The sequence below is a fragment of the Gallionella capsiferriformans ES-2 genome (assembly GCF_000145255.1).
Classification (GTDB): domain Bacteria; phylum Pseudomonadota; class Gammaproteobacteria; order Burkholderiales; family Gallionellaceae; genus Gallionella; species Gallionella capsiferriformans.
Genome location: NC_014394.1, coordinates 2973167 through 2999044 on the forward strand (window position 1 = coordinate 2973167; position 25878 = coordinate 2999044).

The 25878-nt window shown below is 49.2% G+C and carries 22 protein-coding genes and 1 tRNA gene; 15 read left to right on the top strand and 8 right to left on the bottom strand.

Translation table 11 applies throughout. The features are described 5' to 3' along the window. Window positions 1-13 precede the first annotated feature (13 nt). The gene (locus tag GALF_RS13810) at window positions 14-2155 is read right to left on the bottom strand and encodes a DEAD/DEAH box helicase family protein (RefSeq protein WP_013294665.1); all 2142 of its coding nucleotides are present in this window, start codon (window positions 2153-2155) and stop codon (window positions 14-16) included. Window positions 2156-2470: 315 nt separating this feature from the next. Here GALF_RS13810 and GALF_RS13815 point away from each other — a divergent pair, with 315 nt between their 5' ends. From GALF_RS13815 to hslO, 9 genes are all read left to right on the top strand, one after another. After that, on the top strand, window positions 2471-2689 hold the full coding sequence (locus GALF_RS13815; RefSeq protein ID WP_150102625.1) for a hypothetical protein: 219 nt from the start codon (window positions 2471-2473) through the stop codon (window positions 2687-2689). Between the two features lie 27 nt (window positions 2690-2716). After that, window positions 2717-3184 (top strand): hypothetical protein, encoded by a 468-nt coding sequence (locus tag GALF_RS13820; RefSeq protein ID WP_013294667.1) that lies wholly within the window; start codon window positions 2717-2719, stop codon window positions 3182-3184. Beyond that, complete coding sequence (locus GALF_RS13825; RefSeq protein ID WP_013294668.1) at window positions 3184-3822, top strand: hypothetical protein; 639 nt, start codon at window positions 3184-3186, stop codon at window positions 3820-3822. The genes GALF_RS13820 and GALF_RS13825 overlap by 1 nt, the downstream gene beginning before the upstream one ends. Next, complete coding sequence (locus GALF_RS13830; protein WP_013294669.1) at window positions 3822-4163, top strand: hypothetical protein; 342 nt, start codon at window positions 3822-3824, stop codon at window positions 4161-4163. The genes GALF_RS13825 and GALF_RS13830 overlap by 1 nt, the downstream gene beginning before the upstream one ends. A gap of 4 nt (window positions 4164-4167) precedes the next feature. Continuing rightward, complete coding sequence (locus GALF_RS13835) at window positions 4168-4518, top strand: hypothetical protein (RefSeq protein WP_041938101.1); 351 nt, start codon at window positions 4168-4170, stop codon at window positions 4516-4518. A gap of 2 nt (window positions 4519-4520) precedes the next feature. Beyond that, window positions 4521-4679 carry a hypothetical protein gene (locus tag GALF_RS15790; RefSeq protein ID WP_013294671.1) on the top strand — a complete coding sequence of 53 codons (159 nt, stop codon included), beginning with the start codon at window positions 4521-4523 and terminating at the stop codon, window positions 4677-4679. Window positions 4680-4951: 272 nt separating this feature from the next. Then, window positions 4952-5257 carry an ABC transporter permease gene (locus tag GALF_RS13840; RefSeq protein ID WP_041938102.1) on the top strand — a complete coding sequence of 102 codons (306 nt, stop codon included), beginning with the start codon at window positions 4952-4954 and terminating at the stop codon, window positions 5255-5257. Window positions 5258-5387: 130 nt separating this feature from the next. Beyond that, window positions 5388-5464 (top strand) — tRNA-Arg (locus GALF_RS13845). A gap of 131 nt (window positions 5465-5595) precedes the next feature. After that, window positions 5596-6492: an Hsp33 family molecular chaperone HslO gene (gene hslO / locus GALF_RS13850; RefSeq protein ID WP_013294672.1), complete on the top strand. Its 897-nt coding sequence runs from the start codon at window positions 5596-5598 to the stop codon at window positions 6490-6492. A 57-nt stretch (window positions 6493-6549) separates the two neighbouring features. Here hslO and GALF_RS13855 read toward each other — a convergent pair whose 3' ends face one another. Continuing rightward, the gene (locus GALF_RS13855) at window positions 6550-7221 is read right to left on the bottom strand and encodes a dUTP diphosphatase (protein WP_013294673.1); all 672 of its coding nucleotides are present in this window, start codon (window positions 7219-7221) and stop codon (window positions 6550-6552) included. 193 nt (window positions 7222-7414) lie between these two features. Here GALF_RS13855 and GALF_RS15170 point away from each other — a divergent pair, with 193 nt between their 5' ends. Beyond that, entirely contained in the window at window positions 7415-9559 is a 2145-nt protein-coding gene (locus GALF_RS15170; RefSeq protein ID WP_013294674.1) for a two-component system response regulator, read from the top strand. Between the two features lie 42 nt (window positions 9560-9601). Here GALF_RS15170 and GALF_RS13865 read toward each other — a convergent pair whose 3' ends face one another. Continuing rightward, the gene (locus tag GALF_RS13865; protein ID WP_013294675.1) at window positions 9602-12694 is read right to left on the bottom strand and encodes a DUF748 domain-containing protein; all 3093 of its coding nucleotides are present in this window, start codon (window positions 12692-12694) and stop codon (window positions 9602-9604) included. 128 nt (window positions 12695-12822) lie between these two features. On the opposite strand from GALF_RS13865, the gene GALF_RS13870 reads away from it, so the two are divergent. The 4 genes from GALF_RS13870 (at window position 12823) to GALF_RS13885 (ending at window position 18343) form a co-directional block, all read left to right on the top strand. Then, window positions 12823-14682: a GGDEF domain-containing protein gene (locus GALF_RS13870; RefSeq protein ID WP_041938103.1), complete on the top strand. Its 1860-nt coding sequence runs from the start codon at window positions 12823-12825 to the stop codon at window positions 14680-14682. A gap of 2 nt (window positions 14683-14684) precedes the next feature. Further along, complete coding sequence (locus tag GALF_RS13875) at window positions 14685-16310, top strand: methyl-accepting chemotaxis protein (RefSeq protein ID WP_013294677.1); 1626 nt, start codon at window positions 14685-14687, stop codon at window positions 16308-16310. Between the two features lie 20 nt (window positions 16311-16330). Next, window positions 16331-17209: a lysophospholipid acyltransferase family protein gene (locus tag GALF_RS13880; RefSeq protein WP_013294678.1), complete on the top strand. Its 879-nt coding sequence runs from the start codon at window positions 16331-16333 to the stop codon at window positions 17207-17209. A 438-nt stretch (window positions 17210-17647) separates the two neighbouring features. After that, entirely contained in the window at window positions 17648-18343 is a 696-nt protein-coding gene (locus GALF_RS13885; RefSeq protein WP_013294679.1) for a hypothetical protein, read from the top strand. Window positions 18344-18525: 182 nt separating this feature from the next. On the opposite strand, the gene GALF_RS13890 is transcribed toward GALF_RS13885, so the two are convergent. Genes GALF_RS13890 through GALF_RS13900 form a run of 3 tightly spaced genes read right to left on the bottom strand, consistent with a single transcriptional unit; the run spans window position 18526 to window position 23241 of the window. Then, window positions 18526-19560 carry a virulence RhuM family protein gene (locus GALF_RS13890; RefSeq protein ID WP_013294680.1) on the bottom strand — a complete coding sequence of 345 codons (1035 nt, stop codon included), beginning with the start codon at window positions 19558-19560 and terminating at the stop codon, window positions 18526-18528. Further along, on the bottom strand, window positions 19557-20168 hold the full coding sequence (locus GALF_RS13895) for a hypothetical protein (protein ID WP_013294681.1): 612 nt from the start codon (window positions 20166-20168) through the stop codon (window positions 19557-19559). Before GALF_RS13895 ends, GALF_RS13890 begins: the two co-directional genes overlap by 4 nt. 40 nt (window positions 20169-20208) lie before the next feature. Beyond that, window positions 20209-23241: a DEAD/DEAH box helicase gene (locus tag GALF_RS13900; RefSeq protein ID WP_013294682.1), complete on the bottom strand. Its 3033-nt coding sequence runs from the start codon at window positions 23239-23241 to the stop codon at window positions 20209-20211. 15 nt (window positions 23242-23256) lie between these two features. Here GALF_RS13900 and GALF_RS13905 point away from each other — a divergent pair, with 15 nt between their 5' ends. After that, on the top strand, window positions 23257-23451 hold the full coding sequence (locus GALF_RS13905; protein ID WP_041938104.1) for a hypothetical protein: 195 nt from the start codon (window positions 23257-23259) through the stop codon (window positions 23449-23451). A gap of 100 nt (window positions 23452-23551) precedes the next feature. On the opposite strand, the gene GALF_RS13910 is transcribed toward GALF_RS13905, so the two are convergent. Together GALF_RS13910 and GALF_RS13915 are read right to left on the bottom strand one after the other, a co-directional pair. Then, window positions 23552-24424 carry a DUF1963 domain-containing protein gene (locus GALF_RS13910; RefSeq protein ID WP_013294683.1) on the bottom strand — a complete coding sequence of 291 codons (873 nt, stop codon included), beginning with the start codon at window positions 24422-24424 and terminating at the stop codon, window positions 23552-23554. A gap of 259 nt (window positions 24425-24683) precedes the next feature. Further along, on the bottom strand, window positions 24684-25592 hold the full coding sequence (locus tag GALF_RS13915; protein WP_013294684.1) for a hypothetical protein: 909 nt from the start codon (window positions 25590-25592) through the stop codon (window positions 24684-24686). Window positions 25593-25878: the final 286 nt, after the last annotated feature.

The following is a 25878-nucleotide window of genomic DNA, read 5'->3' on the forward strand; positions in this document are numbered from 1 at the left end:
GTGATGCAGGTTATTACATGGGAGTGTGAATATCCGACGCATCGGATTGAAATGTACTTTCGTCTTGGAACACGTTGGCGTTGAGGCTTTCCATGACCTCATCCAGTTGAGCTTTACCGCCAAAAACGCGTAGTGCATTTTGGTAGCCGCCCTGTGAACTGAAGATCGGTAACGCGAAATAGTCACTGGTGAACTCATCCCAAGTTTCGGCATTGGCGCGTATCTGGCTGCCGACCACACGCAGCAGGATTTCCTGTGCCGGGCATATGTCAGTGCGCGATAGCAGCCAGGCCTCAAAACGTGCGCCCATTTCGTTCGCTTTCAGCTCGGAGGCTTCCGGGAATACCATGTTGCCGTCCTCATCTACCGTGACCCATTCACGGGTGGTAGGGTCGATTTTGTCGTCAACATCCAGCGAGAGCAGGCGGCGTGGTTCATAAGGCTTCTTGGGTGGCTGTTTGGCCACCACGATTCCGCCTTGCGCGTAAACATCGTCGTCGCCGTGGTAATCAGCAACACCGACAAAGTCAAACATGGTAAATACCGGCTTATTCTGCGCCTTGCGTGTGCCGCGACCGCGCATCTGCTGGTACAACGTGACGGACTTGGTGAATCGTGCAAACACCAGATTCGCAACCTCAGGGCAGTCGAAGCCGGTATCCAGCATGTTTACCGATACCAGTATTTGTGGGAACGGCTCTTTCTTGAATCGTTTGATCCTGCTCATCGCATCTACAGTATCGTCCTGCCCCATGCCAGAGACAACATAATCGGCATAGCGCACATCCGCCGACGATTTCTTGTCGGCAAAGGCTTCGTCAAACATCTGGGCCAGCGTTTCAGCATGGCGTTTGGTGACAGCAAACACGATGGTCTTGCCCAACAATGGCTTGCGCTGAATACCCTTGTGGTCAATGTAGCCGTTGTCCATTACCTGACGGAATTCACGTACCAAGGCGCGGTTGCGTTCCGGTATGGTGAAGCGGCGCTCCAGCGCATTCGGGTCTATCATCACCGAATCAGAATCCTTGAACAGCACCTCAAATTCCTGCCGGGTCTTCTCATCCATTGCCGACCAGTCAAGTTCACTGCGTTTGACTTCAAAGCCACCTTCAGCAGCAGTTTTAACGGTCTTGGCCTTATATATCTGGTACGGCACGAGATAGCCGTCTTTGATCGCATCTTTCATCTTGTAGCTGAAAGTAGGCTTGTCCACCTCGAAGAAACGCATCGTGTCCCGCACGAATAGTTTGTCATCCTCATTCTCGGTAGCCGTATCTTCGCCACTGACGCATGGCGTGGCGGTCAGGCCGATTTGTATGCCGTCGAAATGCTTGAGTACGCCGCTCCACTTGCCATAGATACTGCGGTGGCATTCGTCGGAAATAATCAGATCGAAATATCCGGCAGAGTATTCGCCGTAGATGTTGACCATGCTTTGCAGCGTGGTGATGGTGATGCGCTTCTCATCCTGAAAACGACGACCAGATCGCAGTACATAAGATGGGTAGTCCGGCAGATTTTCGGCGAAGGCATCTTCGGTCTGTATAGCCAGCGGAATGCGATCCACCAGAAACAGCACGCGGGTAATGGCGTTTGCCTCGAATAACCGCTTGATGAGAGCTGCGGCAGTGCGGGTTTTACCAGTACCAGTTGCCATCTCCACCAGTAACTTGCGACGCCCTTGCTCAATCTCCTGGCACAAGGTCTGGATGCAGGTTTGCTGGTAGTCACGACCGGCAATCTTTACATCAATGGGAACGGACAACGGCTTGCGCGCAACTTGCAGCGTGGCAAAGCGGCGTTCCAAATCATCTTGTTTGAAGAACGTTTTAACGGGACGAGGATAAGCCTCGCGTTGCCATTCCCAGAACTTAATTTCATTGCCGTTAGCAAGAAAAATGTAGGGAACCTTAAGCTGCCTTGCGTAATTCTTGGCTTGCTCCGTGGCATCGCCCGGACTAACTGAAAAACGCTTTGCCTCGATTACGGCAATCGAGCGGCCATGACGATCACACAGCACATAGTCGGCGCGCGTACCGTCTTCCATCATTACTTCGTATCGAACACTGAAACCATCAGCCAAACTCCAGCCCTGTACGGTGAGCTGGCTGTCGATGACAACACGTGAGAAAGCTTCGTTGGTAGATTTCATGGAATGAGAGGTTAGCACACAGCGGACTTGCCGTGCGAAAACACAATGTCAATAAATTGACCTATTCGTGAAAAACTGACTATTGATAACAACGCCTACCCTTATTTCCAATAGGTACACACTATAAGCGCCTCTTTAGCTTAAATTTGATACTACAAGTGTTGATTAGAAATGTTGTGGCATTAAAAAACACTTGAAGTGCAAAATACCCTTATAAAACAACATTTTAATTGAATTAAATAGTGTTTGATGTTAGTCTTAAAAACGCCAATCAAGGTCGAGTTCATTTAAATTAATTTTTAAGGATGTGCAAGCGTGAAGAAAAAAATGCTGCTTGAAGAGATGTTGATTAAAAGAAAAAATATCGAGTTGAGAATCGAGACTCTTTATTTTCGCAAAAAAAATCACGATAACTCATTGAATGTAAAAGAGTTATATTTTTTTGAACGTCAATATAACATCATTGATCGCATAATTTATTATCAACGTCTGGATGACCTTAGAAAATCAGTTATTAAGATGGCAATAAGATAATTATATTACTGTATTGATAGGGAAGATATGTTCAGTTTTTTTAAGACTAAAAGCAGTAATAAAAATTACAATGAATGCGATGAAAAAATCGAGGGGATGTACCATATTTGTATCCAATTCTCACAGAAAAAGCACAGCTTTGAATTCGATGTCGATGGGCTTGGAAAATTAACAGATGCCTTAGATATATCAAAAAGTGATGATATTTGTGATTTTTTACTTTGGTCTTCATTAAAAAATAATGGCTCTGGATATTTAATTAATATTAAAAATATTAATTATATAACGATCAATCAATCCGTAAAGAGAATAGAAGGGGACGATAAAAGTGGATGCACTGTGTTTTTAGCGGAAAAAACATTCCTCATCGATAATGAAGAAGAAATTCCAGGGATTAACAACGTATTCAGTTCAGCCGCGAGTAAGGCAAGCCTAATAAAGCTAGGGGATTATTATTTTAGTAGGAGTGAAGTCGACTTAATTGTTTGGAAATAATGAAAAATCTAAGGCAGGAAAAGCTCAGGCTAATGCAGCGTCAATATCACCGTTGCAATCAATGGCGTTTGAGGATGGGCGGGCTTTATATTCCACACTCGTATTCAGACACAAAACCGGACGGTCTTTCGTGGTGGGATGACGTTGGCTTTATTTTGAACGGTCGGCGTATCATCGTCTGGTGGCAGCATCCGCGTCTCATATATGCAGACGCGATTGATGAGCAATCTTTACAGGAAGCTGGCGATAGTCCGCAAGACAACTGGCTTACAGATGGCAGTACAAAAAATTACAAGCCTGCCGGTGCGTCACGCAAGAAGATTGTCAGCTATACCAGTCGCCAACCCTCTGAAGCACAATCGCAGTATTACGACAAGTTGCGTATCATCGGTAAGCGTTTGGCAAATAAAGGCATAGAGAAAGATGTTGCGCCATCGTGTAAATTTGAACGCCTGAATTGGGCAATGGGAATTAGCTTGGTGGCACCGATGGAAGTTCGTAATGGGAACGAATTGGCAATGGTTGCCCTCTTAGCAAAGCGGCTTTTGCTAAGACAAACTACGCTAGAAATAGAGTTCCCAGGCTATTGCTATGGCCGTGCTGAATGGCTTAATGAGCGGGAGAAAAGGGCGGCTTAATGAAAAACTTAAAACAGGAAAAGCTCAGGCTAATGCGCCGTCGCGCTGTTTTAATCAATGGTGGTTGGTGTGGGGTAGGATTGAGAAGTGAATCATCTATTAGCTTAACGCGCCGTGAGATGTTACGGGTGATCGAGCTGATAGACAATCCACCTCCGCGCAGCAAAAAATTCCAAGAGGCTCAAGCTCGATATGTAAGGCTGAAAATATCGGCTGACGAGCACTGGCTTCATGAGCCTGCTATGAAAGAAAAGTTGGATCGTGCTAGAAATTATATGCTCAATAACCCCGCAAGAGAAACCAATTTTGAAGACCTTTTTCGCGAGAATGGTATAGATTGATCCAATGCAAAATATGCACAAAATTTTAATGAAGCACCAATTTACTGACGCAAGGGATGTTTGCATTGAGTGGTGTGCTGACTTCGGAAAAATGACTCTAGACCTGAAAATTGAGCACCAGCCGATAGTCAGCCCTTTTCTGATGTTAGATTTTTTGGCGAGTTTACCCAATTACGACGATCGGTTTGGCAAGACGGGGATAACAGATCCACTACAAATAACGAGCGAATTTGTGGTAACAATGAGTCTTGTTACTGGTAATGGTTTCCGCGTTTACGCTTACCGCCCAGGCTGGCCGGAAAATTCACCCTTGCAACTGGAGTTTATTGAGGTCGCAAACAACAAAGAAAGTTAAATATGATTGACGAAAAAGAGCAAAGGATTCTTGTTGACGGGCTTGTTGAAATTCTTAAAACAGATGAGGCCGCGAGTCTGTTGCAACATCTAAAACAGTTGAATTGCGATCTGTTTATCAAATTCAGTGATGACAGCGTCGTCACCGTCCCATTACCTTAAAGTGTGGTACCAGACACTTACGCATGCCCACCTTGCCGCGTTCATCTACGCCGTGATTCTGGAAAACAGTTTTTTGCCAAATCAATGCCAATTGTCGTAATCTTCATATCGGATTCCCCTTTCTATTTGAGTGGTTATAAGCAACCACTGCTTTGGCACTTTGATGCCGTTTTAGGAAGTAGGTGGTGTCCCACCACTATATGGAAAGCATACTTTTTAGTGATCTCCATCGTTTCATCTAGTGATGTCGCGCTATATGAGCAATATATTTCATGAAATACAACGAATTGGGATACTCGTATAGTGTTCCGCAACGTATAATTGATTATTACTTCACACTGGTCATCACGCCAATGACCCTGCTGTGCGGCGTGTTCTTCCCGGTCGATCAACTGCCATCAATGCTGCAAACGGTCTCTTCCATTCTGCCGCTGACCCATGCCGTCAATCTGGCACGCCCCTTGTTGAGCGGCAATGTTCCGGGCAGCATCCTTGCGGATGCTGCGGTGCTTGCAGGTTATGCGCTGACCGGCTATTACGTCTCGCTGGTGCTGTTCAGAAAACGGCTGGCTCAGTAACAAACCGGTTGATCCTCATGGACGGAATAGCCAAAAACCGCTATGCTGCGCACTCTTCTGAAACTGACCTGACAAGTTTCCGTTTAAGTCAGGCATCGTTATCGGATGTCACGTTGTCATTTTCACATACGCGCTCGTAGCTCAGCTGGATAGAGTATTGGTTTCCGAAGCCAAGGGTCGTGGGTTCGACTCCCGCCGAGCGCACCAATTCAATATGAGTGTAGGCACTAGATTATTAGTGCCTATTTTCATTTGATGCATCGCAAGGGCGGCAAATCGCCCTTAATCTGGACTGACTGATCCCCAATTTGCTGCGTGCAGGTTAACCGTGTATTGCCATGCATGCTATCATTGCCACTATGAAACATCTGCCCGACTCCCTCTTCCGCTTCTTATTTGAACATGCACCGATCCGCGGCGAACGCGTACATCTGGACGAATCATGGCGCAGTGTACTCGACCGCCACGATTACCCGCCCCTGCTACGGAAACTGATGGGCGAACTGACTGCCGCCGCGGTGCTGCTGGCGGCCACGCTCAAGCTGGACGGCTCGCTCCTGTTGCAAATACAGGGGACGGGGCCGATCAAATTGCTGGTAGTGGAATGTGGCGGAGACCTGAAGTTGCGTGCAACTGCAAAATGGGAAGGGCCGTTACAGGGCTGTTTGTCCGAACTTCTCGGCGACGGACGCTTTGTCATCACACTTATCCAAAAGGATGGAAAACCTGCCTATCAGGGTATCGTGGAACTGGAGGGGGAAAGTGTTGCAGAGATCTTGCAAAACTACATGTCCCATTCAGAACAATTGGACACCCGATTGTGGCTGGCGGTCGACGAACATTCGGCCTCTGGCATGCTGCTGCAAAAATTGCCTGATCAGACGGAAGAGGACGTTGATGCCTGGTCGCGCTTTACACAACTGGCCGACACCTTGCGCGATGACGAGCTGATGCAACTGTCCACACAGGCCTTATTGCTCAGGCTGTTTCACGAAGAAGAAGTACGCTTGTTTGAGGCCCAGCCGGTCGCTTTTTGCTGCTCCTGCTCGCGGGATAATGTCGCGCAGATGCTACGCATGCTGGGCGAAGAAGAAGTCGATGCGATCCTGACTGAACGCACCACCATCGAGGTGCATTGTGAGTTCTGCAATCACCGCTACGAATTCGACAAAGTCGATGCGGCACAGATTTTCTCAGCGACCGCGCAAGTCGCCGTCAGCGAAATGCGTCATTAACACGCTCTGCCTTAAGCCGATCTGCTGTAAAACGCTGATAACCGCATCAAAACGCAGCTAGCATTTTTCCAGCGCCGATGCGTATTGCAACTTCAGTGATTGATAAAGCGTTGCACGGACGTCGCTAGCATTCAGGTCTGTCATCTCCAGCACATCGACCAGATATTCATTGTCTTCCCGCCCATGCCATATTTTGAGGTATGAGCCATCCTTATAGCCGTGATCCTGACGAAATACATTCAGCACATTTTTGCCAATATATTGCCCGTACAGCAGCGTCCAATCCATTCCGCAATCGGTCAGCAGTGATTCAAACAAGGCCAGACTGGTGCGTTTGACGGTAGCCAAGCCGACCAGCAAATCGAGCTTTGCCAGCAAATTCATCTGTGCCAGCACAAAATACTGGTTATCGAACTGAACGGTTTTCTGATGCAGATTTTGTTCCGCCATCATATCGAGACGTGCTAAAGCCACATTGCCATGTTTATGCTGAAGAGCCGCGGACAAAATAAAATGCCAGATATCAACCAGCTCCATACGCAGCTGCGCCATATCGCAATCCTGCTTTTTCCACCACTTCCAGCCGTGATGTTCAATCGCCTCAACGCCTTCGACCTGAATGGCCCGATGCCAGTTATTGTTTGCCAGAACCCAGTCTGTATTGACCTTGCTGTTCATATCGTGCTGCATTTGCAACATGTCGATCAATTGCGATTCGGTAAGCGTCATTATTCAAGTCAGTATTAAGTCGTGCACGCATTCTACCAAGACAGCCTAACAGTTTCTATCCCGCACCTAGCCAATTTAGTCTGAATATTCACGACAAGAGGATAATTCAACGGAGAAAATTGCCAATCACCCCCCCCTTAGTTATGATGCGGCTCGTCCAGTTATTCTGATCCTCGCTACTGTAGCCGAAAACATGCCAAAACGATCCAGATTCCGCCGCAAAGTCCTACTGGTTGACGACAGCAAAACCTTCCAAAGCGTATTCAAAGCCACTTTTAACAGCGATACCTGCGAATTGTTTATTTGCTCAACCGGACAGGAGGCGCTGGAGCTAATCGGCAGTCGCTACATCGATTTCATTTGCTCGAGCTTTTATCTGCCTGACATGGAGGGTATCGAACTGTGTCAGCGCGTGCGACACCTGACAAAAAATATTGCCAAACCGTATGTTTTACTGACTTCGGTTGACAACAGCAATGCGATCAATAAAGCGCTGCCGGCCGGGGTCACCGATATTTTTCACAGGCAGGATATCGCCCAGCTATTGGCTTTCATCTCGCGCTTCCCGTCATCGCATGCTCGCATGACAGGCCGCATACTTTATGTCGAAGATAACCGAAGTCAGCGCGATGTTCTCAAAGCGATCCTTCAACATCGCGGACTGACCGTAGATAGTTTTGCATCCGCAGAAGAGGCACTGCAGAATTTCAAGGACCACGACTATGATCTCGTACTTACCGACATCGTACTAGGCGGCTCGATGAGCGGGCTTGCCCTCGTTAATCAAATTCGCCGAACCACCAGCACTAAAGGTGACATTCCAATCATCGCCGTCACCGCTTTCGATGACAAAACCCGGCGCATCGAGCTGTTTAATCTGGGGGTGACAGACTATATTCATAAGCCGGTTGTCAAAGAGGAGTTATTTGCGCGTATTAGCTATCTGTTGGAAAACCAGCGCATGGTGCACAGGATAGAACACACTCAGCAGCAACTGCATGCGAATGAATTAAGACAGGCCGCGAAAAAAATCAATGAACTGGCCTTCTTTGACCAACTCACCGGCCTGCCAAACCGGGTGCTTCTTCTGGACAGACTAAAACAGGCCATGAGCGCCAGCACCCAGAACCGCTGTCATATTGCGCTGCTGTTGATTGATCTGGACAAATTTAAAACGATCAACGAAACACTGGGCCACGACATGGGCGATCAGTTGCTCAAACAGGTCGCAGAACGGCTCAGCCACTGCGTTCGCTCCGGCGATACTGTTGCGCGCTTGGGCGGCGACGAGTTTGTTGTAATGTCGGCAAATCTCAACACCCATGAAGCGCTCGCGGCCACACAAGCTGAAAATATAGGCGAAAAAATCCTTGCTGCACTCAACCGGACATATCACTTTGACGCCATCCCGCACCATAGCACCCCGAGCATCGGTGTTACCTTGTTTTGCGGTGAACAGACTGATGTCGAAATTCTGTTAAAACAAGCTGAACTTGCGATGTACAAATCAAAGGAGGCGGGACGCAATGCCCTGCATTTCTTCGATCAGGATATGGAAACCAAAGTGACCCGCTATGCCAACATGGAAAATGATCTGCGTGTAGCGGTCCAGCAACAACAATTTATACTGCATTATCAGCCACAAATAGCGGATCAACAGCTGACCGGTGTGGAAGCGCTGGTGCGCTGGCAAAAACCTGATGGCAGCATGGTGTCGCCCGCCGACTTCATCCCGATGGCGGAAGAAACTGGTTTGATCCTGCCGCTGGGTCTGTGGGTACTGGAAACAGCTTGCCGGCAACTGGCTATATGGGCCAATCAACCGGAACGCGCGCACCTGACCATCGCAGTGAACGTCAGTGCACATCAGTTTCGCCAGGCGGACTTTGTTGATCAGGTGCTTGAAGTCATCAAAAATAGCGGCGCCAACCCGCATCGTCTGAAACTTGAATTAACAGAAAGCCTGCTGTTAACGAACGTGGAAGAAATCATCGAGAAAATGATTGCGCTGAAATTAACGGGGGTCAGCTTTTCGCTCGATGACTTCGGCACCGGCTACTCGTCGCTGTCTTATCTTAAGCGCCTGCCGCTCGATCAGCTGAAAATTGATCAGTCGTTCGTGCGTGACGTGCTGATCGACCCTAATGACGCGGCCATTGCCCGAACGATCATCACACTGGCGCAAAGTCTAAGCTTAGGCGTCATCGCCGAAGGCGTTGAAACTGAGGCGCAAAGAGCGTTTCTGGCAAGTGCAGACTGCCATGCATATCAGGGCTATTTATTCAGCAAACCCCTGCGTATAGATGACTTTGAGACCTTCGCACATCGCTATAAATAATGCACAACGATGCGTGCCTAGGGTACAGCTAACTTAAGTTTGCTACTTTGCAACATCAGCAGCAGCTTTAGCGGCCGTGCCCAGCACCAGTTTGACCGGCACAGTGAGCCCTTCCGCTATCACTTTTTCGGCGGCCAGCACCGATAAACGCTCATTCGGCGCACCTGCATCCTTCAGAGCAACTAAAGTCGCTTCCCCACGGGAGGCCGCCAGTGCAAGCAACTGCTTGTCCTCAACCACAATCGTGCCGCGCAGACGTTCAAACAGTACGGCATAAAAATCAGCCCCCTTCATTTTGGCGATTTCCTGTTCGCTCAACGTGCGTTTTTCGCGGAACAGCCCCGTCAAACCGGACATCATTTTCCCGGCAGTGCTCTGTTCTAGCTTACCGGGATTTGCCAGCCGGTAACCCGTCTTAACGGCGGCCAGCTCCCCGCCTCCCAGACGATCCGAAAACTGACTCTCCAGCGCTTTCTGAATCTTAGGCTGATGAATGGCCAACGGCCCCGGATCCTCATCCGTTTCAAGATGCTGACCCGATATGCCGACGATGGTACGGCGCAACTGCAAATCCTGAAGCGCGGTACGATCCATGTCGGCATAAACCCCTTGAACGGCCAGTGACAATCCCGGACGCTTGTTCAATATCTCTGCCAGTCGCACCAGTTTTTCCCGTTCAGGGGGCGTCAGCAGTGGGCTGCCAGCGTCAAAAACAATGCGCTCAAATTCATCATCGCCACCGAACAGCGCACCGAGCGCACGGAAAGGGGCAGTCACAATTTTGCTGAGCACGTTGCTAATCGCCTGCCAGATAATGCCGCCATAACTGAACTTAGGATCATCGAGGCTGCCGGATATTGGCAAGCCAAGATCAATCCGCCCCTCAGAATCCTGCAAAATACTCACCGCCAGATCCAAGGGCAAATCATGCGCTTCAGGACTAGCAACCTTTTCGCCCAGTGTCAGTTTGTCCATCACAATCTGATTCTTGCCCTGTAACTGACGCTGAATAATCTTGTATTCCAGATCGAGAGACAACTTACCTGAGGTGATGCGACGTCCGGCAAAAGTGGCCGAATAGGGCGTCAACCGGGCCATTTCAATATTTCTGAACACAACCTTGATATCCGTGAAATCGGTCGGATTCATTAAATCGATTTTACCGGCCGCTCGCGCAATGCCATATTCATCCACCTGCCCATCCAGCACCAGCTGCCCCAAGGCATCGGGACGGGTAGAAAGTCCGCTGACAACCCCTTTCAAGCCGTGTATTCGCGTGCCAAATGGCAGAGCCAGTGAATAATCGGCAAAATCCATCTCGCCGCGGCTAAAGCGCAAGCGTTCTAAATTAACCACAAACGTCGATGGTTTTGCTGGCGCGGCGGAGGCTTGTGATGGCTTTAAAATGCGATTAAAACTGAGCGTTTTATCCTTATTGATGATCAGCTGGGTGTCTAGCCCGTCGAGCGTCAGTTCCGCGATATCCAGTTTAGCGGGCGACACTTCAAATGAGCGACTCGTTAGCGACTTCCAGCTTAAAAACACCGGGCCGCCCTCCTCCAGCAAGCGCAAATCGCGCAATGCAAAGTCTCCCTTATAGGCCGCACTCTGCGGATTGTAGATAACCCGCCCCGCCGTAGACAGACGCCCGCTGGCAAGTTTTAATCTGACCGATTGAGACAAATAGGGTTGTGCCGGTTTCAGGCTCAAGTCGGTCAGTTTAAGCTTGATATCCGCACCCGGCAGCGCAGGAACGACGCTCCCTTCGGCAGAAAAGTCTCCCCCGCCGACAACTTTAAAGGCCGCTTTTAAGGGGACCGCTACCGCCCAGTCCTCGCTGATCCCACCCAGCGATAGCGCGATATCGCTGGCTGCCAATTTGGCCGCGGGCTGAATAGCCTGATCATTGAATTCGGCAGCAAACCCTGCCAGATCGAATTTTTCCAGTTTGTAACGCCACGGCGTCGCGACAGGTTTAGCCGCAGACACGCTGGCAGGCGGCGACATAATTTTCAAGGCCTGCAGGAGATCGATTTCCCCCTGCGCGTTGCGCGCCACATGAAGATTCCCTTCGTTCAGCGCGACCCGGCCGACCGTTGCCTGACGTGCGCCCACATTCACATCAATCGCGTCTACCGCAAAACTACCGAGCGCAAAGGCTTCGCGGCCCTGCGGCAAACTAAACCGGCTGCCGGAAATGTTCAGACTATCCAGCAATAAGCGGTTCTTCGCCAGATCGAAACGTCCCTCGCGAACTTCAATCGACTTGATCGAAACACCGGGGCCTGCCGGATACGCCAGCTGAATACCGGACAGTTTGGCATTCAGATGATCCAGATTGAACGACAAAGCGCCCTTGTCATAACCTACGCGATAATCGGTCGTGATGCCAGCCACCCCCTGAGACAGTTTAACGGGCAGACTGTCTTTGAAATAGCCCGACAATTGAGCAAGATTAACCTCGCTCACCGCCACATTACCGTTAGCAGTCAACGTATCTAAGCGCACCTGCCCCTGCCAGAGCAATCGCGCACCAAAAGACGTCGTGGCCGATAGCCGGAATTTCCCCTGATCGCCCGGCAATGAGGACAACTCATTGAGTTCCAGATCCATAGGTTCGATGCGCGTAGTGAACGCGGGTTTGAGGCGGTTATCGGTAAAGTCCACCTGCGTGCCCGATAGTGTAATGTGGCGGATATCGAATCTGGGTAGCGGCGCATCAGTCGCTGGCGTCTCCGGACTTTGCAGCGCCGTAATCAGCCCTGACCAGTTTAATTTCCCCTCCGGCAATAAGACCGCCGTTGCTTCCAGCCCATCAACCTTGATATTGTCGAAAACCAGTGCGCCCCGATACAGGCTGGCAGAGGAAAAATTAACTAGCAATTCGCGAAATGCGAGCAGCGGCTTACCATCGGGCTCGGTCAGACGCAAACCGGACAGGCGCAAACTCAGCTCAAAAGGATTAAAGCTGGGAGTCGCCATGGTCAGATGGTGACCAGTCTTATCCGTGAAGTATTTTTCTGCCTGCGACTGAATGAGGTGCGGCAAAACCAGCCAACTGAATAGTATTACGCTCAGGATCAAGCCCGTAGAAGTCAGTGCCAATACCTTGCGTGAGGGAAGACGTAACGTCATGATCAACCTTGAATATGCGATATGCGCCGATTCTAGCCCCTGCCCAAACAATTGCCCAGAGTTTTGTAATAACGCTGTCACACAGCGGCGCTAGTGTGCGCCTCCTCAAGACAGATAACGGAAAACGCATGTTAGCCATCCAAACCGCTGAGCGCAAACGTCCCTCTCACCTCTCTCTCCATGTGGAATTTCTGGACGATCTCATCATGGCGCAGGAACAAGCCAAAACACCTCTGCAGGAAATCATCGCGCAGCGCAAACTGAGCGCGTTATTCCAACCCATCATCGATCTAAAAAGCGGTGATTTTTTGGGATTCGAAGGCCTGATACGCGGCCCGGCTGATAGCCCGCTGCATTCGCCTATCAATCTATTCGGTGCAGCCCTACAGCAAAACTTATCGCTGGAAGTGGAGATGCTGGCGCGCCAAACGGTACTGGAAGCATTTTCCCGGCAAAAATTACCGGGCAGCCTGTTTCTCAACATCAGTCCGGATACACTCACGCATCCCAGTTTCAAAAATGGGCAGACGCTTGAATTCATGCGAACGCTGAATATCGATCCCGCGCGCGTCGTGATGGAAATTACCGAGAACCAACCCACTTTCGATTTCACCGAGATGCGCAACGCGCTATTGCACTATCGAAACATGGGCTTTAAGACTGCCATCGATGATCTGGGCGAGGGCTTCTCCAGCCTGCGCCTTTGGTCCGAATTACGTCCCGAATATATCAAAATCGACATGCACTTCGTGCAGGGCGTGGATCATGACCCGATCAAGCTGCAGTTTCTGAAGTCGATACAGCAGATCGCGGAGAGTTGCGGCACGCGCGTCATCGCCGAAGGAATTGAAACCGAAGGCGAATTGCGCGTAGTCAAGGACATCGGCATCGCGCTGGGCCAGGGCTATTTCATCGCACGCCCCAGTCCCACCCCGCCCCTGCTGGCCTCCTCTGAAACCAGCCGCATCATCAGTTCGAACAATATCGCTATTTTTCCGATGATGGAAGTGAGCTACCGCTCGCAGATGACAGCGCAAAAACTGTTGAGCTATATAGAACCTGTTCATCCTGACACCTCAAATGAACAGGTATTCGAGCGCTTTTCCAGCAACGCCGCGCTGCACATGATTCCGGTGGTAAAAAATGGCCTTCCGGTCGGTCTGATCAACCGCTATCAGTTTATCGACAGCTACTCAAAACCCTTTCAGCGCGAATTATTAGGTAAGAAAGCTTGCAACAAATTTATTCCGGCCACTGCGCCACTGCTGGTAGAAAAAAGCATGCCGATCGAAGAACTGAGCTATTTTCTGGCTGAAGCGGATAACCGCTATTTTGCAGATGGCTTCATCATCACCGAAAACAATCGTTATATTGGTGTCGCTTCAGGTCAGGACTTGCTCCGTGAATTAACCCGGATGCAGATTGAATCGGCGCGTTATGCCAACCCGTTGAGTCTGCTGCCGGGCAATGTACCTATCAACGAACACATCGAACGACTTCTGCTGGCAAACACGTCTTTCGTCGCCTGCTATTGCGATCTGGATCACTTCAAACCCTTCAACGACACCTACAGCTACCGCAAAGGTGATGAAATGATCCAGCTTACCGGCCGATTGCTAAACTGGGCGTGCGATCACAAGCAGGATTTCATCGGTCATATTGGTGGCGACGACTTCATTCTGCTGATGCAAAGCCGTGACTGGAAAGCGCGCTGCGAACAGGCACTGCGTTCATTTGAACAAGCAGCGTCTCTGCTATTTAAAGAAGAACATTTAATTGCCGGCGGATATACCAGTGAAGGACGTGACGGACAGATGCACTTTCACCCGCTCACCAGCCTCTCAATCGGTGCTATCAGCATAGCGCCGGGCCAGTTTATCTCTCACCATGAAGTGTCGGCGGCAATGAGCAGCGCAAAGAAAATGGCAAAAAAAATCTCGGGCAATAGCCTGTTTATTGAACAACGCGGCATAGAAGGAAAAATCTAATCATGACATTGCAAGCTCAATTACGCCTGATTGCCCTCATCACGCTGATTTGTCTCTCCGGCGTGGTCATTTTCGCTGTGATACAACTCTCATGGCTGCGCAACAGCTTTGACCAATACCAGAATCAACAGGTCTTTTCCGCCAATCTCTCTGCCATTAAAAGCGAAGCACTCTCGATTTCCCGCGCCGATCCGATTTTGCAGGAAACAAGCCAAAAATTAGCGCTGGCTGACAAAAAAATACGCGAATTACATCAGGCGACCATGCTGGTCGCGAGTGCCGGACTCGATCAGACGCCATTGACTCATGCGCTGTCCGCGTGGGATGCCTATGCAAAAGGGCTCGCGCTTGCCGTACAGATCGCCAGTACAAGCCCTGCCGATGCCGTGACTGCACAGGATATGCTCTATGGCATGCATACCGGCCCGATGATCAATGACATCGACACGCTGATTACCGCTAACGAATCGAACCTCGCGTCCGCCAAGCAATCGATCAACAACGCCGTTAACCGGATTATCTGGATCATCGTATTGCCGCTGTTTTTCTCAGGCGTCATTATCATCTCGTTTCAGGCACGCTTTAACCGCCACCTTAAAAGACGCGTCGACGATGTCATCAGCACAATGGATCACCTGATCAACGGCGATCTAACGCACCGGCTGCCCACCAGCCATGCCGACGAAATCGGTGTTATGGCAAGCACCGTCAATTCTTTCATCGCCAGCTTTGAAAGCATACTGCGCGAAGTTAACCTATCCTCCGATCAGGCATCTAAGGCCTCGAGCAAAGTCCTGCTCATGACCCATGCCGTCAGCAACAACGCCCATGCGCAGTCCGAAAAAGCATCGAATGCCAACGATTCGATTCAAGAGATGCGTAGTACGATCGCCGCCATCGCAGATAATGCCAATTTTGCCGCCGATGCCGCAAACAAAACACGCGAGCAGGTCAAGGAAGGCAGCGAGGCCGGCCGTCAGACACTGGAGGCGATTTCGAATCTCGACGCCACGATGACCGACTCAGTCAAAACGATGGACGGACTCAATCAGACCTTGCAAAAGGTCAACGATATCAGCCAGATGATCAAAGACATTGCAGGTCAAACTAATTTGCTGGCGCTCAACGCGGCCATTGAAGCTGCGCGTGCCGGCGATCACGGGCGCGGATTTGCCGTGGTGGCCGATGAAGTCAGGATACTGTCAGACCGTACCGCTGCATCGGCCAGAGATATCTCCATATTGCTCGATGAGGTACATGTATCGGCTAAAAATGCGGTCGGGGCAATGCAGTCCGCGCGCGATACGGCCAAAATCGGCCTGACGCGCGGACAAAAAACCGATACGGTACTCGCTGAGATCGAACACTCCATGCAGCTGGTCGCACAACGTATGCAGCAAATCGCTCAGGCGACCCAAGAGCAATCCTCTTCCGGAGAACGCATTGCCAACCATATCGCCGAGGTGCACAGCATCAGCAGCAATACCAGCACCGACATTGAGAATACCCGCGATGAAATGGTCGGGCTTGCCCAAACCTCGGAAGGATTACACCGCAGCGTCTCGCGTTTTCGCATCACCTCAATCGCACCAGGCACCCGGGTTGGCGGCGTTGAATTGTTTGCCTGACAACAGCTGACGTCTCGATCATGCCACGGCATAAAATTATCGCGCTCTTCCGCGCAGCGCGCATGGCACTGCATCTGGTCTATGGCCTGATGATTGCGCTGATTTTCCCGCGCTTTGATACCGATAAACGGCGTCGTATCGTGCGACGCTGGTCGGCAGATCTATTGCACATCCTCAACATCCGGATCGAAGTTACCGCAACGGACGCGCTGCATAAGCTTGCATCCGGCCTCATCGTCTGCAATCACATCTCATGGCTGGACGTGTTCGTGCTGAACTCGGTGATGCCAACCCGTTTCATTGCAAAAACAGAAGTTAAAAGCTGGCCTGTGATCGGCTGGTTATGCGCCCGCTCGCAAACATTATTCATCAAACGCGGCCATGCACGCGATGCGGCGCGCCTCAACAGACAAATCCTCGATTTGCTGCAAAGCGGCGACTCGCTGGCCGTCTTTCCCGAAGGCACCTCGACCGACGGACGGCATGTGGCAGACTTTCACGCCTCGCTGCTGCAACCCGCCATCGATGCGGCGGCTAACCTATATCCGCTTGCCCTTCGCTATCAGGACGCCGATGGCACACATAACACAGCACCGGCCTATATCGGCGAAATAACCTTCGCCGCCTCGCTCTGGAATATTCTCAAGTGCCACAATTTACACGCACATCTGACTGTCACGCCAACCCTCTGCGCAGCGGATTTTAATCGTCGGTCTCTGACTGCTGCGGCCCAGCAACAGATTCGTGCGGCAATCGCTGCGATGCACGAAGATCATCAGCTACCGGAAGGTACAGCAGCGGATCAACCTCTCGAAGAAAATATAAAAGCAATGTATAGCATGCTGCTTCCCATGCCCGGCAGTTATGAGAGCGATGATGTGGCTCTCCATTCGCGTTAATTTAATTTTTAAATTTTCGAGGCAACACAAACTTCGCCGATGTATTAACAATGCCCCCGGAGATACTATGCATTTCGCCAAGGCTTTATATGCTGCGCTGGAGCTTTAGATGATTCGCCAATGCTTTAGGCGCTTCGGCGAGATTTTAGCCAAATCGCCGGGGCTTTAGTCGATTAGTCGGTGTAGTAAGGACTTGCCCGGATTTCCTCAACATTCACTGTGGATTCACTAGTAGCGCCGTGGACTCTCCAGCAGTTCCGTGGTTTCACAATCAGCGTCATGGATTCCCCAGCAACTCCAGGGGAGTCCTCTTCAGGGATATTCCTAGTCGCAATCATCAAATATCGCCTTTAAAATCATCATTGCCCGATATACAGAACAAAACAGACACATTAAAGTCTCCCTGACAGCCAAACAATTTCTTTAAGGAGATTTGCAATGAGCAATCAAGGTTATTTTCCCCACAGTGAAGCTGAAAGCATTTCCTGGATTGTCCATTTTTGCGACAAACTTCCTGTACAAGGACCGATTGTAGGCATCAGTGAAGAAGAGATCACCACGACCATTGCTGAGCTGATGCATTATGTTTGGCTGGTACAAAACTGGTATATCAGTACGCAACAATTTGCACTGGAAGCGACCGCACACAAGCTCAGCATGGCGATGGATGAATCCGCTGGCACTCCACCTTTACCGATGCCGGTCGTCTTTGACAATCCTCCGTCTCCCTTTCCAGCTGGCATCCTTGTTCGCCTGTTTAAACTGGTGAAACGCATTAAAAACAGCACAAATTATACCGAATCAATCGGCCAGGATCTTGGTTTGATCGGCATCAACAAGATCGACACGCATGCCTACCCGAAAGCAAACTTGATAATCAAACGCGATGCGAACGGAGAGTTGGTTGAAGTTGGATTTAAAAAATATCACCATCCTGCCGTTTTGATCGAAACACGACGCAATAACGGCAATTGGGAATATTTAGGCGTTGCATTGATCTCCCCCTGGCTGGACAATCGTCCATTGCAAACCCCATCAGTTCCTGAGATTCGAGAATACCGCTTATGCTGGTATGAGAACAATAAGATCAGCGGTGATTTCAGCCCGATACAAAAAATAACAGTCGGGCATTAAGTGCAACTTTCGTTTTCTCGCTCGCACCGGACACTACTCATCACAACCGGCTATCGGTTTAAATCGACTTTTGTTTTTTATTTTCCAGCTGGAAAAGGCTGATTGGTTTAACTATCCGCTTTCGGGCAAGAAATTTTAAACCTTTAGTATCCGGTAACGAGACAGAGCCGATATTCAATTTCCTATTTCTTGATGCGACCTTTTTTTGTCGGGATCAATTTGGCGGTAGCTTCTAGCTGTTTCATCAACTCTGCTTCGCCCGCCACTTCCTTTTCTTCACGGCGCAAGGTGGCATACTGTTCATATTCAGCGCGAGCTTTCTCATCGGCTGATTTTTTGCTTACGCCGCCCGCATCCGGCAACACGTCACGGTCATTGAAGCGTAAAAACTCATCCAGCTTGGTTTGCCAGTCGCGCATAAATACCTGCTTGCGTCGCGTTGCCTGGTCTTCGGAAAAATCCAGCCACATGGTGACGATGCGGTTCAGTTCGGTAATTTCCTCGCTGTTAAGGTAGTTCTTCGCAATCGTCACATCCAATTTGCGCACCTCGTCTCGCGCCCAACTGGTCAACCCTGAATTCGGCAAAGTGTGATTGACGCGCGCGGCAATGAGTTCGGCAGCCGTCATGCCCGTGGTGGCGAAGTGCAGCTTGTTTTGTATGGTGCTGAAAAACAGGTTGGTTTCCGGCAAGGAAGGTTCATAGTCGGCGGCCAGTGCAAAAATTTCACGCACCCGCAAATACATGCGCCGTTCGCTGGCACGGATATCGCGAATGCGCGCCAATAAATCAGCGAAGTGGTCTGGCACAGCAGAACCCGCAACAGGTGGATTTTTCAGGCGCTCGTCATCCATAACAAAGCCTTTGACGATGTACTCTTTCAGTTGCTGCGTAGCCCAGATGCGAAAACGCGTTGCTATCAGGCTTTTAACCCGGTAGCCGACGGAAATCACCATATCCAGGTTGTAACTGTCCAGCTCCCGTTGCACTTGCCGATTGCCTTCCTGGCGAACCCACAAGCTTTTCTTGTGAGTTGCCTCATCCGACAACTCGCCCTCGGTGTAAATATTTTGAATGTGTAGGCTGATATTTTGCTGCGTAGTCTGGAACAGCTCCGCCATTTGTTGCTGCGTCAGCCATAAGGTCTCATTTTCCAGCCGCGTCTCCAGCCTGATCGTGCCGTCTTCGCTCTGGTAAAAAACAATCTCGGCGGTCATTTGACGTCCTCAGAATGTGAGTTAGTGGCAAAAGCTGGAGCGGATGCTTCTTTGTGCACCGTAAGGGAGAAAAAGTAATCAAAATACTCTTGATATCTTATAAAATTTTCTTTAGAAATGGTGCATTTACTATGAACAAGGCCATTCCGTATTTCTCGAATCGTTGTTCTTGATGAAAATCCAGTTGGAGCCTGAGCAATTTTTGATGCCAGTAAAAACCTCAACCGCTGTTCATCAGCATCTGGTGCACTAAGCTTTAATCCGAAAATTACATCACCTACGTCAATATATTCACGCCTGCTTCCATACATTTCCTTTGCTTTATAAAATGAAATATCAATGAGCTGAATACGGAGTCCATTCTTTTCAATATCAACATGATTCGCAAGTAATTTTCTCAGCAGACTACCCGAGATATTTTCTGCGACTATTGAAGCCCGATATGTAATTTGAATATTTTTGGCAATCACCTCAACAAGTATCCACATTGCAATGAAAGATTCGGTGTAGTAACCAGTATCAGATAATTTTTTGCAGTGTTCTATATCGGAAACATACTGTCTAAGCTTTAGCTTGGTATATTGCCTGTCAAAAGTAAAATTTCCCACAACATCTCTCCCGATATTATTTCCACTTATTCGCTGCAATTTAAATTTTAATGCGCGCTGGAATTACCAAACCTATTTTTCTCAGCCTACTTTCTCGCTCAGGCAATAGCAAACCATTTTTACAAGATTGTTTGTTGTTATGCACCCAAATTCCCAAGCGATATCCATCACTTGTTTGATATTTTGCCGTGACTTCACAATGGCCCTCATGAGCTAAAAATTCTTCTAAGTATCTAAATCCACGCTCCCATTGTTCAGAAAATACACTCCAAATCCAGCCTGGCGTAGATTCAAGCAGTTTTTTTCGGTCTGGGCGCAGACTTTTATATTTTGTTCTTTGCACTGTCACCCATTGACCGAGTCGATATCCATCCGCTGTTTGATAATCTCCAAGAATATTACAATGCCCTTCGCGATCTGCAAATTTCGTCAAATGGTAAAACCCTAGCTCCCACTGCTCAGAAACCACCTCCCATAACCAACCGGAAAGCGCCTCAAGTCGTTTTTTTCTCTCGACAGACAATTCTTCCATGAGCATTCGTTGACTCGAAACCCAGACCCCCAATCGAAATCCATCATTTGTTTTATACCGTTGTTGAACTTCGCAATTCCCTTCACGCTCTGAGAATTCCGTGAGGTATCGGAAGCCGATTTCCCACTGCTCTGAAACTGGATCCCAAATCCAGCCGGGAATAGATTCAAGCCTTTCCTTACTCTCGACTGATAAATTATTCTTTTCTGTTCGCTGTTTCGATACCCACTGACCCAAACGGTACCCATCGCTCGTTTGATAATTCACAGGTAATAGTCTACCCCCCTCGCGCTCAGCGAATTCCGAGAGGTACTGGAAACCAGTTTCCCACTGGTAAGTACGGACATCCCAAACCCAACCCTGTAATGCCTGAAACCGTTCCTTCCGTATTGTTGTCAAAGCACCGATATTCACTCGCTGATGGTGTATCCAATTACCTAATTTGAATCCTCCCACAGTCAAGTAATCCCTAGGCACTCGGCAATGTCCCTCTCGTTCGGAAAATGCTAGCAACTTCCCAAAGAACTCATCCCAAGATGCTCCAAGACTTTCTATACACTCCGCCGTAATCGACTCTCTTATCGTTTCCAGCGAAACGTCAGGTCCCAGCACTTCGACGCGTTCGCTGAATCGGCTTTCGTTATAGCCGCCCGTGCGGCCTTTATCTTCGCGCATCTGGCGAATGATGTCGGTCAACACCTCGTCCTGCTCGCGCATCGCGCCAAGCAGATCCCATATATCATTGAAGCCTCTGCGTTGTAACGCTTCCTCAATGGACTCATCGGCAGCCTGTTCGACAAATAGCGGCACCATCACATAGCCGAACTGTTTGCCGGGCGATTTGCGCATGGCGCGACCCGTGGCCTGAACAATATCCACCTTGGATTTGCGCGGCGAGATAAACGCCACCATATCTACGGCGGGGACGTCCACACCTTCAGTCAGGCAGCGGGCATTGGAAATGACCGCCTTTTCCGCCTGACGAAACGCCTTCATGTTGTCTTCGCGTCGGGAGGTGGGCATTTCGCCGCTGACGTGCAATGTGGAGAAATCCGGCAAATGCTGTCGGATGCCTTCGCCATCACCGGAGGTGAATGAACGCGCGGCGGCGACCGAACCGTGAAAAGTAAAGATTCGGCTCACACCGTATTTCTCTACGGCCTTTTGCAAAGCGATTTGCAGTGCAACCTGACGCGCCTTCACCGTATCGCCCGCAACGGTCACTTCACCGTGCTTGAGCAATTCGTCGTTGACCATTTCGGAGGTGACCACCGAGATCACTACCTTGTAATCGCAGATGATGTCGCGCCTTGCCGCTTCGGCAAAACTCAAGGTATGAATGACCGGACCATAGACTTCCGGCCTGTCCATCGAATACACCAGCGCGTTGTCGCCTTCCTTGTCCTTCTTACGAACATCGTAATGGCGAGGGGTAGCGGTAAAAAACAGCCGTTTGCGGATCGGCAGGTTAGCGTCCTCCAGCGCGAAGCTGAAACGCGTTCCCTCGCGACTGGCGGTCTTATGCGCTTCATCAAAAATCGCCAGATCAAATGGCAACGCCATGCCATCTGCACCGACAGGCATGCCCTCTGCCACGACATGCGCCGACTGATAGGTGGAAAAGACGATCCTGATGCCATCGAATGCTTTGTTCAGAAAGCGGCTAACGACGGCACTTTCTGTCGTCACAGGGAAATCGAGATCGGCCTGATGCACGACCAGATTATCCGCCCCCTTGGCGACAGTTGGATCGGAGCACACGCACATAAAGGTGAAACGCTCCCAGGCGGTTTCCCGCAACCACTCATGCAGCAACTGGCGAACCAGTGCCAGCGACGGCACTAAAACCAGAATGGCTTTGCATTCGCGTTGCTCGGCAGCCCACAGCGAGACCAGCGACTTGCCCGTGCCGCAGGCCATTACCACGGTGGCGCGGTCATTTGTCTGCAATCCGTCCGCAATCGCATCCAGCGCTTCCTGCTGGTGTGGCAACGGGTGCTTGCGAGACAGCGTTATCCGCCCGCTATGCAGCCATTCCCGCATCGCAGCGAAATCATCGGTATTGAGGCGATCCAGATCGCTACCGCGTATGGGGACAAAACCGCTGCGGTCCTGCATCAGCGCGGGCAGCGTCTCGCAATTGGTAATCAGCACCCGCTGGCTGACCTGATCGGTCAGGCCCATAAAGGTAGAAAGTTCATCCCAGGTGAGCGCCGTGCGATTGCTGCGAAATTTGACCTGATAGGCGCGTAACTCGCCATCAACGGTCAGATAAGTTCCGTCCACGCCCATGTCTCGCCCCGTGTCGAGCGAAAGGAGTTTGCGCTGTTCCAGCGGCACGGCCTCAAACGGCCAGACTTCCTGCGCCTGAGCTATTTTCTGGGTCGCCAGATAGGCTTCGGCAAATATCTCAAACGCGTCGCCGCGTTCCTTGTTGCCGGGCAACGCGGAAATTCTGGCTTCGAGTTCGGTGAATAAATTCAGGTTGTCGAACAGTCCGATATTCAGTAAACGACTGGCCGATGAGTGTCTGGATGTCATATTTTATGAGGTGTATTGGACGCGCGCTTACTCAAAAAAATGTCGCTGGAGGAAGCCGAAAATCAACAGAAATGGCAGGATGACCAAGACAATCAGCCAGAATCTGGCGAAGAGCTGGTTGGCTGCTGCAATCAGTCGTTCGAGCATACTCGTCTGGTAATGCAGTATCCCGAAAATCTCATTGCTCGCCCCTGGAAATTATTGTTTTGAGATTGTCGTTCATAGACCAGTAATAAATCCAGTCTATTTTTTACAGGTACCTCGGACGAGAAGGTAAATCAGACTCCCGGTCTGCTTATCAACTCTCGGCCTAATATGAACTCCATTTGAACGAATAGCTCAGGGTGCCATCGTCCAGTTTCTCATAAAATATTTGTGCATTGCCTTCATCGCCCCAGCAATAGGGATACTCCGAACCAATAGACCACAACATTTGTGGCATATCAGCAGCGCTATACTGAATGTCATAAAATGTTCCGCCCACATGATATCCACTCGGATCAAATAGTGAACCTAGCCCATTCACCAGCTCAATGTACCGATCTTCTAATCGGCAAATTCGCTTCGCTTTTGAATATAAGGCCTTATCCAACGGGCTAATCTGCTCAATTTCATAGCGATTGATCAGCGGCTCGCCATTAAATAAACTTTGAGAGGTAAAGTACAAATCGCCATAACCTGAAACAGTCCATGCTTCATCATCTGTCAGCCAGTAGGTAGGAATAATGAAGTTTTTGTTGCCAGCTATTTGATTGAGCAGAGGATGCCCATGAATAAGATACTTTTCCTGCACATCACGTCTGGGGATGAGGCGGAGATAGAACTTCGATACATCCTCCTGATCTCCCCATACCTGTAACATTCCAGTGCCATACTCCGCTTGCATGACTCTGCTGCATTCCGTTAAATTTATTTGCACACAAGGCAGCATATACAAGCCGTTGCTGTTAACCGGCCATGGGTGTTTTTCAGAAGCGAACAGTGGACCGCTTAAAATATCGCCACATCTATCCAGCTTATCTAATGGCACTCGACTCACAAAAGGTCGTCTTGCCCAACCGGCACGGAGGAAAAGAAGGTCTAATCGGTCAACATCCCATTGATCCAAATAGTCAGCAGCCTCGGCTTTAATTTTCAGCCAAGCCCTGTGGGCATCATTAAATTTTTTTGGATTGAGCGGCATTAGCGAATCCCCATTGAAATTTTAAAAATACTCATAAGACAATGCCGGTGTCCAAACGTGATATCCGGCTCTTGAGATTGATGCGCAGCCTGCGAATCCAGGATACTCGCAAGATTCTGAGGCTAGAGAAACTCATAAAACAATTTCCGCACGACCATGGAGATGAATAATCCAACAGCTACCGTGATACTGTGACCATCTGGCACCTATCTTCCATAAGCGCGGAATCATAAGTAGCTAGATAAAACCCTCTGCTCTGTTAAAGAGGTCTTCTAGACAATATATCCCCGGTTTCAACCACGTAGAAAATTATCTCGGCATCATCCATGTGCAGCTCTCGGTCATAGATGTCTCTATTCGTGCGATTGCTGCTTGTAGGCGGAGCTGTACCTCTTCCGTATATCTGTAAATAGGGAGTGTGCAATTTCCCAACAAATAACATTCCAATGTTTAATCCCTTGTACTCTTGCGCCTGAGAACGCGGCATTGGTAAAACATACCTGAGCGTCTTCACTTCGCCATAGGAAAGTTTTTCGGCATAGCCAATCTTTTCCTTCAATTTATCCTGATTTCTTTCAGTGAAAAGTATGTGGTATCTATTGACTTTTTGTACATCCACATTAAACCGTTCCCCATATCCATTTTGGGCAACATATGAACCTGTATTGATTGTTCCAGTGTGAATATGGATGCTCAGATTTTTGTTAAAAGTATATGATCTTGTCGCGAATCCGTCGTCATCTTCAAAATAAAAATTGTAGGCCTGAGACTCAGCATCATATTGGCTCGTTAAGCTAATTTTGATTGCATATTTTGATAATGCATCGATCGGCAATATCATTTGGGGACCATCGCGTAATATTCTCTGATTCCACTCTTCCATGGTTTCATACTCATCTTTATAAAAGTGATTCTTTATTAAAGATTTATGCAATCCAGACTCAAATTCACCAATCTCTAAACCAATATAATTTGCAGGCAGTTTTTGGAGGCTTGCGTCGAATGGAGTCGGAGTCCAAATTGACTCAGATTTTGGTTTTTCCCCATTGATTGACTCAGATTTTGGTTTCTCCCCATTGTTGGTTTTATTTTTTACTTCCTTCGCACTGGTAGTAAGCGGCAGAAACAACGCCACTAGTAAAATAGTGGCAACAATTTTTTTACTCATATAGAACCCTTAAATTTGAGAAAAATATACCTCAGAATGCTACACCTTTTGAAACTTTAACATATCCCAAAATGATACGACTCAAATTTACACAAGAAGTGTATTGATATGGAGGAACGATTATCTGCTGTCCATCCAGATTACAAAGGACACACAACGTGCTGGTTACTAGCCGCCCATTTTCAACATCGAATGACTGCTGATGGGACTCAACCGCTGAACGGTTTAGATGATAAACCGACTGAAACCTGCCCTTGAAAATTTTTCTCGGTTCAAAATTTAGCCT

What these genes read in the sequence shown, in the direction of transcription:
- GALF_RS13900 (WP_013294682.1), bottom strand. Translation starts at nt 23,241, where the DNA reads ATGACATCCAGACACTCATCGGCCAGTCGTTTACTGAATATCGGACTG.
- GALF_RS15790 (WP_013294671.1), top strand. Translation starts at nt 4,521, where the DNA reads ATGATTGACGAAAAAGAGCAAAGGATTCTTGTTGACGGGCTTGTTGAA.
- GALF_RS13865 (WP_013294675.1), bottom strand. Translation starts at nt 12,694, where the DNA reads ATGACGTTACGTCTTCCCTCACGCAAGGTATTGGCACTGACTTCTACG.
- GALF_RS15170 (WP_013294674.1), top strand. Translation starts at nt 7,415, where the DNA reads ATGCCAAAACGATCCAGATTCCGCCGCAAAGTCCTACTGGTTGACGAC.
- GALF_RS13855 (WP_013294673.1), bottom strand. Translation starts at nt 7,221, where the DNA reads ATGACGCTTACCGAATCGCAATTGATCGACATGTTGCAAATGCAGCAC.
- GALF_RS13810 (WP_013294665.1), bottom strand. Translation starts at nt 2,155, where the DNA reads ATGAAATCTACCAACGAAGCTTTCTCACGTGTTGTCATCGACAGCCAG.
- GALF_RS13875 (WP_013294677.1), top strand. Translation starts at nt 14,685, where the DNA reads ATGACATTGCAAGCTCAATTACGCCTGATTGCCCTCATCACGCTGATT.
- hslO (WP_013294672.1), top strand. Translation starts at nt 5,596, where the DNA reads ATGCATGCTATCATTGCCACTATGAAACATCTGCCCGACTCCCTCTTC.
- GALF_RS13915 (WP_013294684.1), bottom strand. Translation starts at nt 25,592, where the DNA reads ATGAGTAAAAAAATTGTTGCCACTATTTTACTAGTGGCGTTGTTTCTG.
- GALF_RS13840 (WP_041938102.1), top strand. Translation starts at nt 4,952, where the DNA reads ATGAAATACAACGAATTGGGATACTCGTATAGTGTTCCGCAACGTATA.
- GALF_RS13830 (WP_013294669.1), top strand. Translation starts at nt 3,822, where the DNA reads ATGAAAAACTTAAAACAGGAAAAGCTCAGGCTAATGCGCCGTCGCGCT.
- GALF_RS13910 (WP_013294683.1), bottom strand. Translation starts at nt 24,424, where the DNA reads ATGCCGCTCAATCCAAAAAAATTTAATGATGCCCACAGGGCTTGGCTG.
- GALF_RS13885 (WP_013294679.1), top strand. Translation starts at nt 17,648, where the DNA reads ATGAGCAATCAAGGTTATTTTCCCCACAGTGAAGCTGAAAGCATTTCC.
- GALF_RS13835 (WP_041938101.1), top strand. Translation starts at nt 4,168, where the DNA reads ATGCAAAATATGCACAAAATTTTAATGAAGCACCAATTTACTGACGCA.
- GALF_RS13890 (WP_013294680.1), bottom strand. Translation starts at nt 19,560, where the DNA reads ATGACCGCCGAGATTGTTTTTTACCAGAGCGAAGACGGCACGATCAGG.
- GALF_RS13880 (WP_013294678.1), top strand. Translation starts at nt 16,331, where the DNA reads ATGCCACGGCATAAAATTATCGCGCTCTTCCGCGCAGCGCGCATGGCA.
- GALF_RS13825 (WP_013294668.1), top strand. Translation starts at nt 3,184, where the DNA reads ATGAAAAATCTAAGGCAGGAAAAGCTCAGGCTAATGCAGCGTCAATAT.
- GALF_RS13870 (WP_041938103.1), top strand. Translation starts at nt 12,823, where the DNA reads ATGTTAGCCATCCAAACCGCTGAGCGCAAACGTCCCTCTCACCTCTCT.
- GALF_RS13820 (WP_013294667.1), top strand. Translation starts at nt 2,717, where the DNA reads ATGTTCAGTTTTTTTAAGACTAAAAGCAGTAATAAAAATTACAATGAA.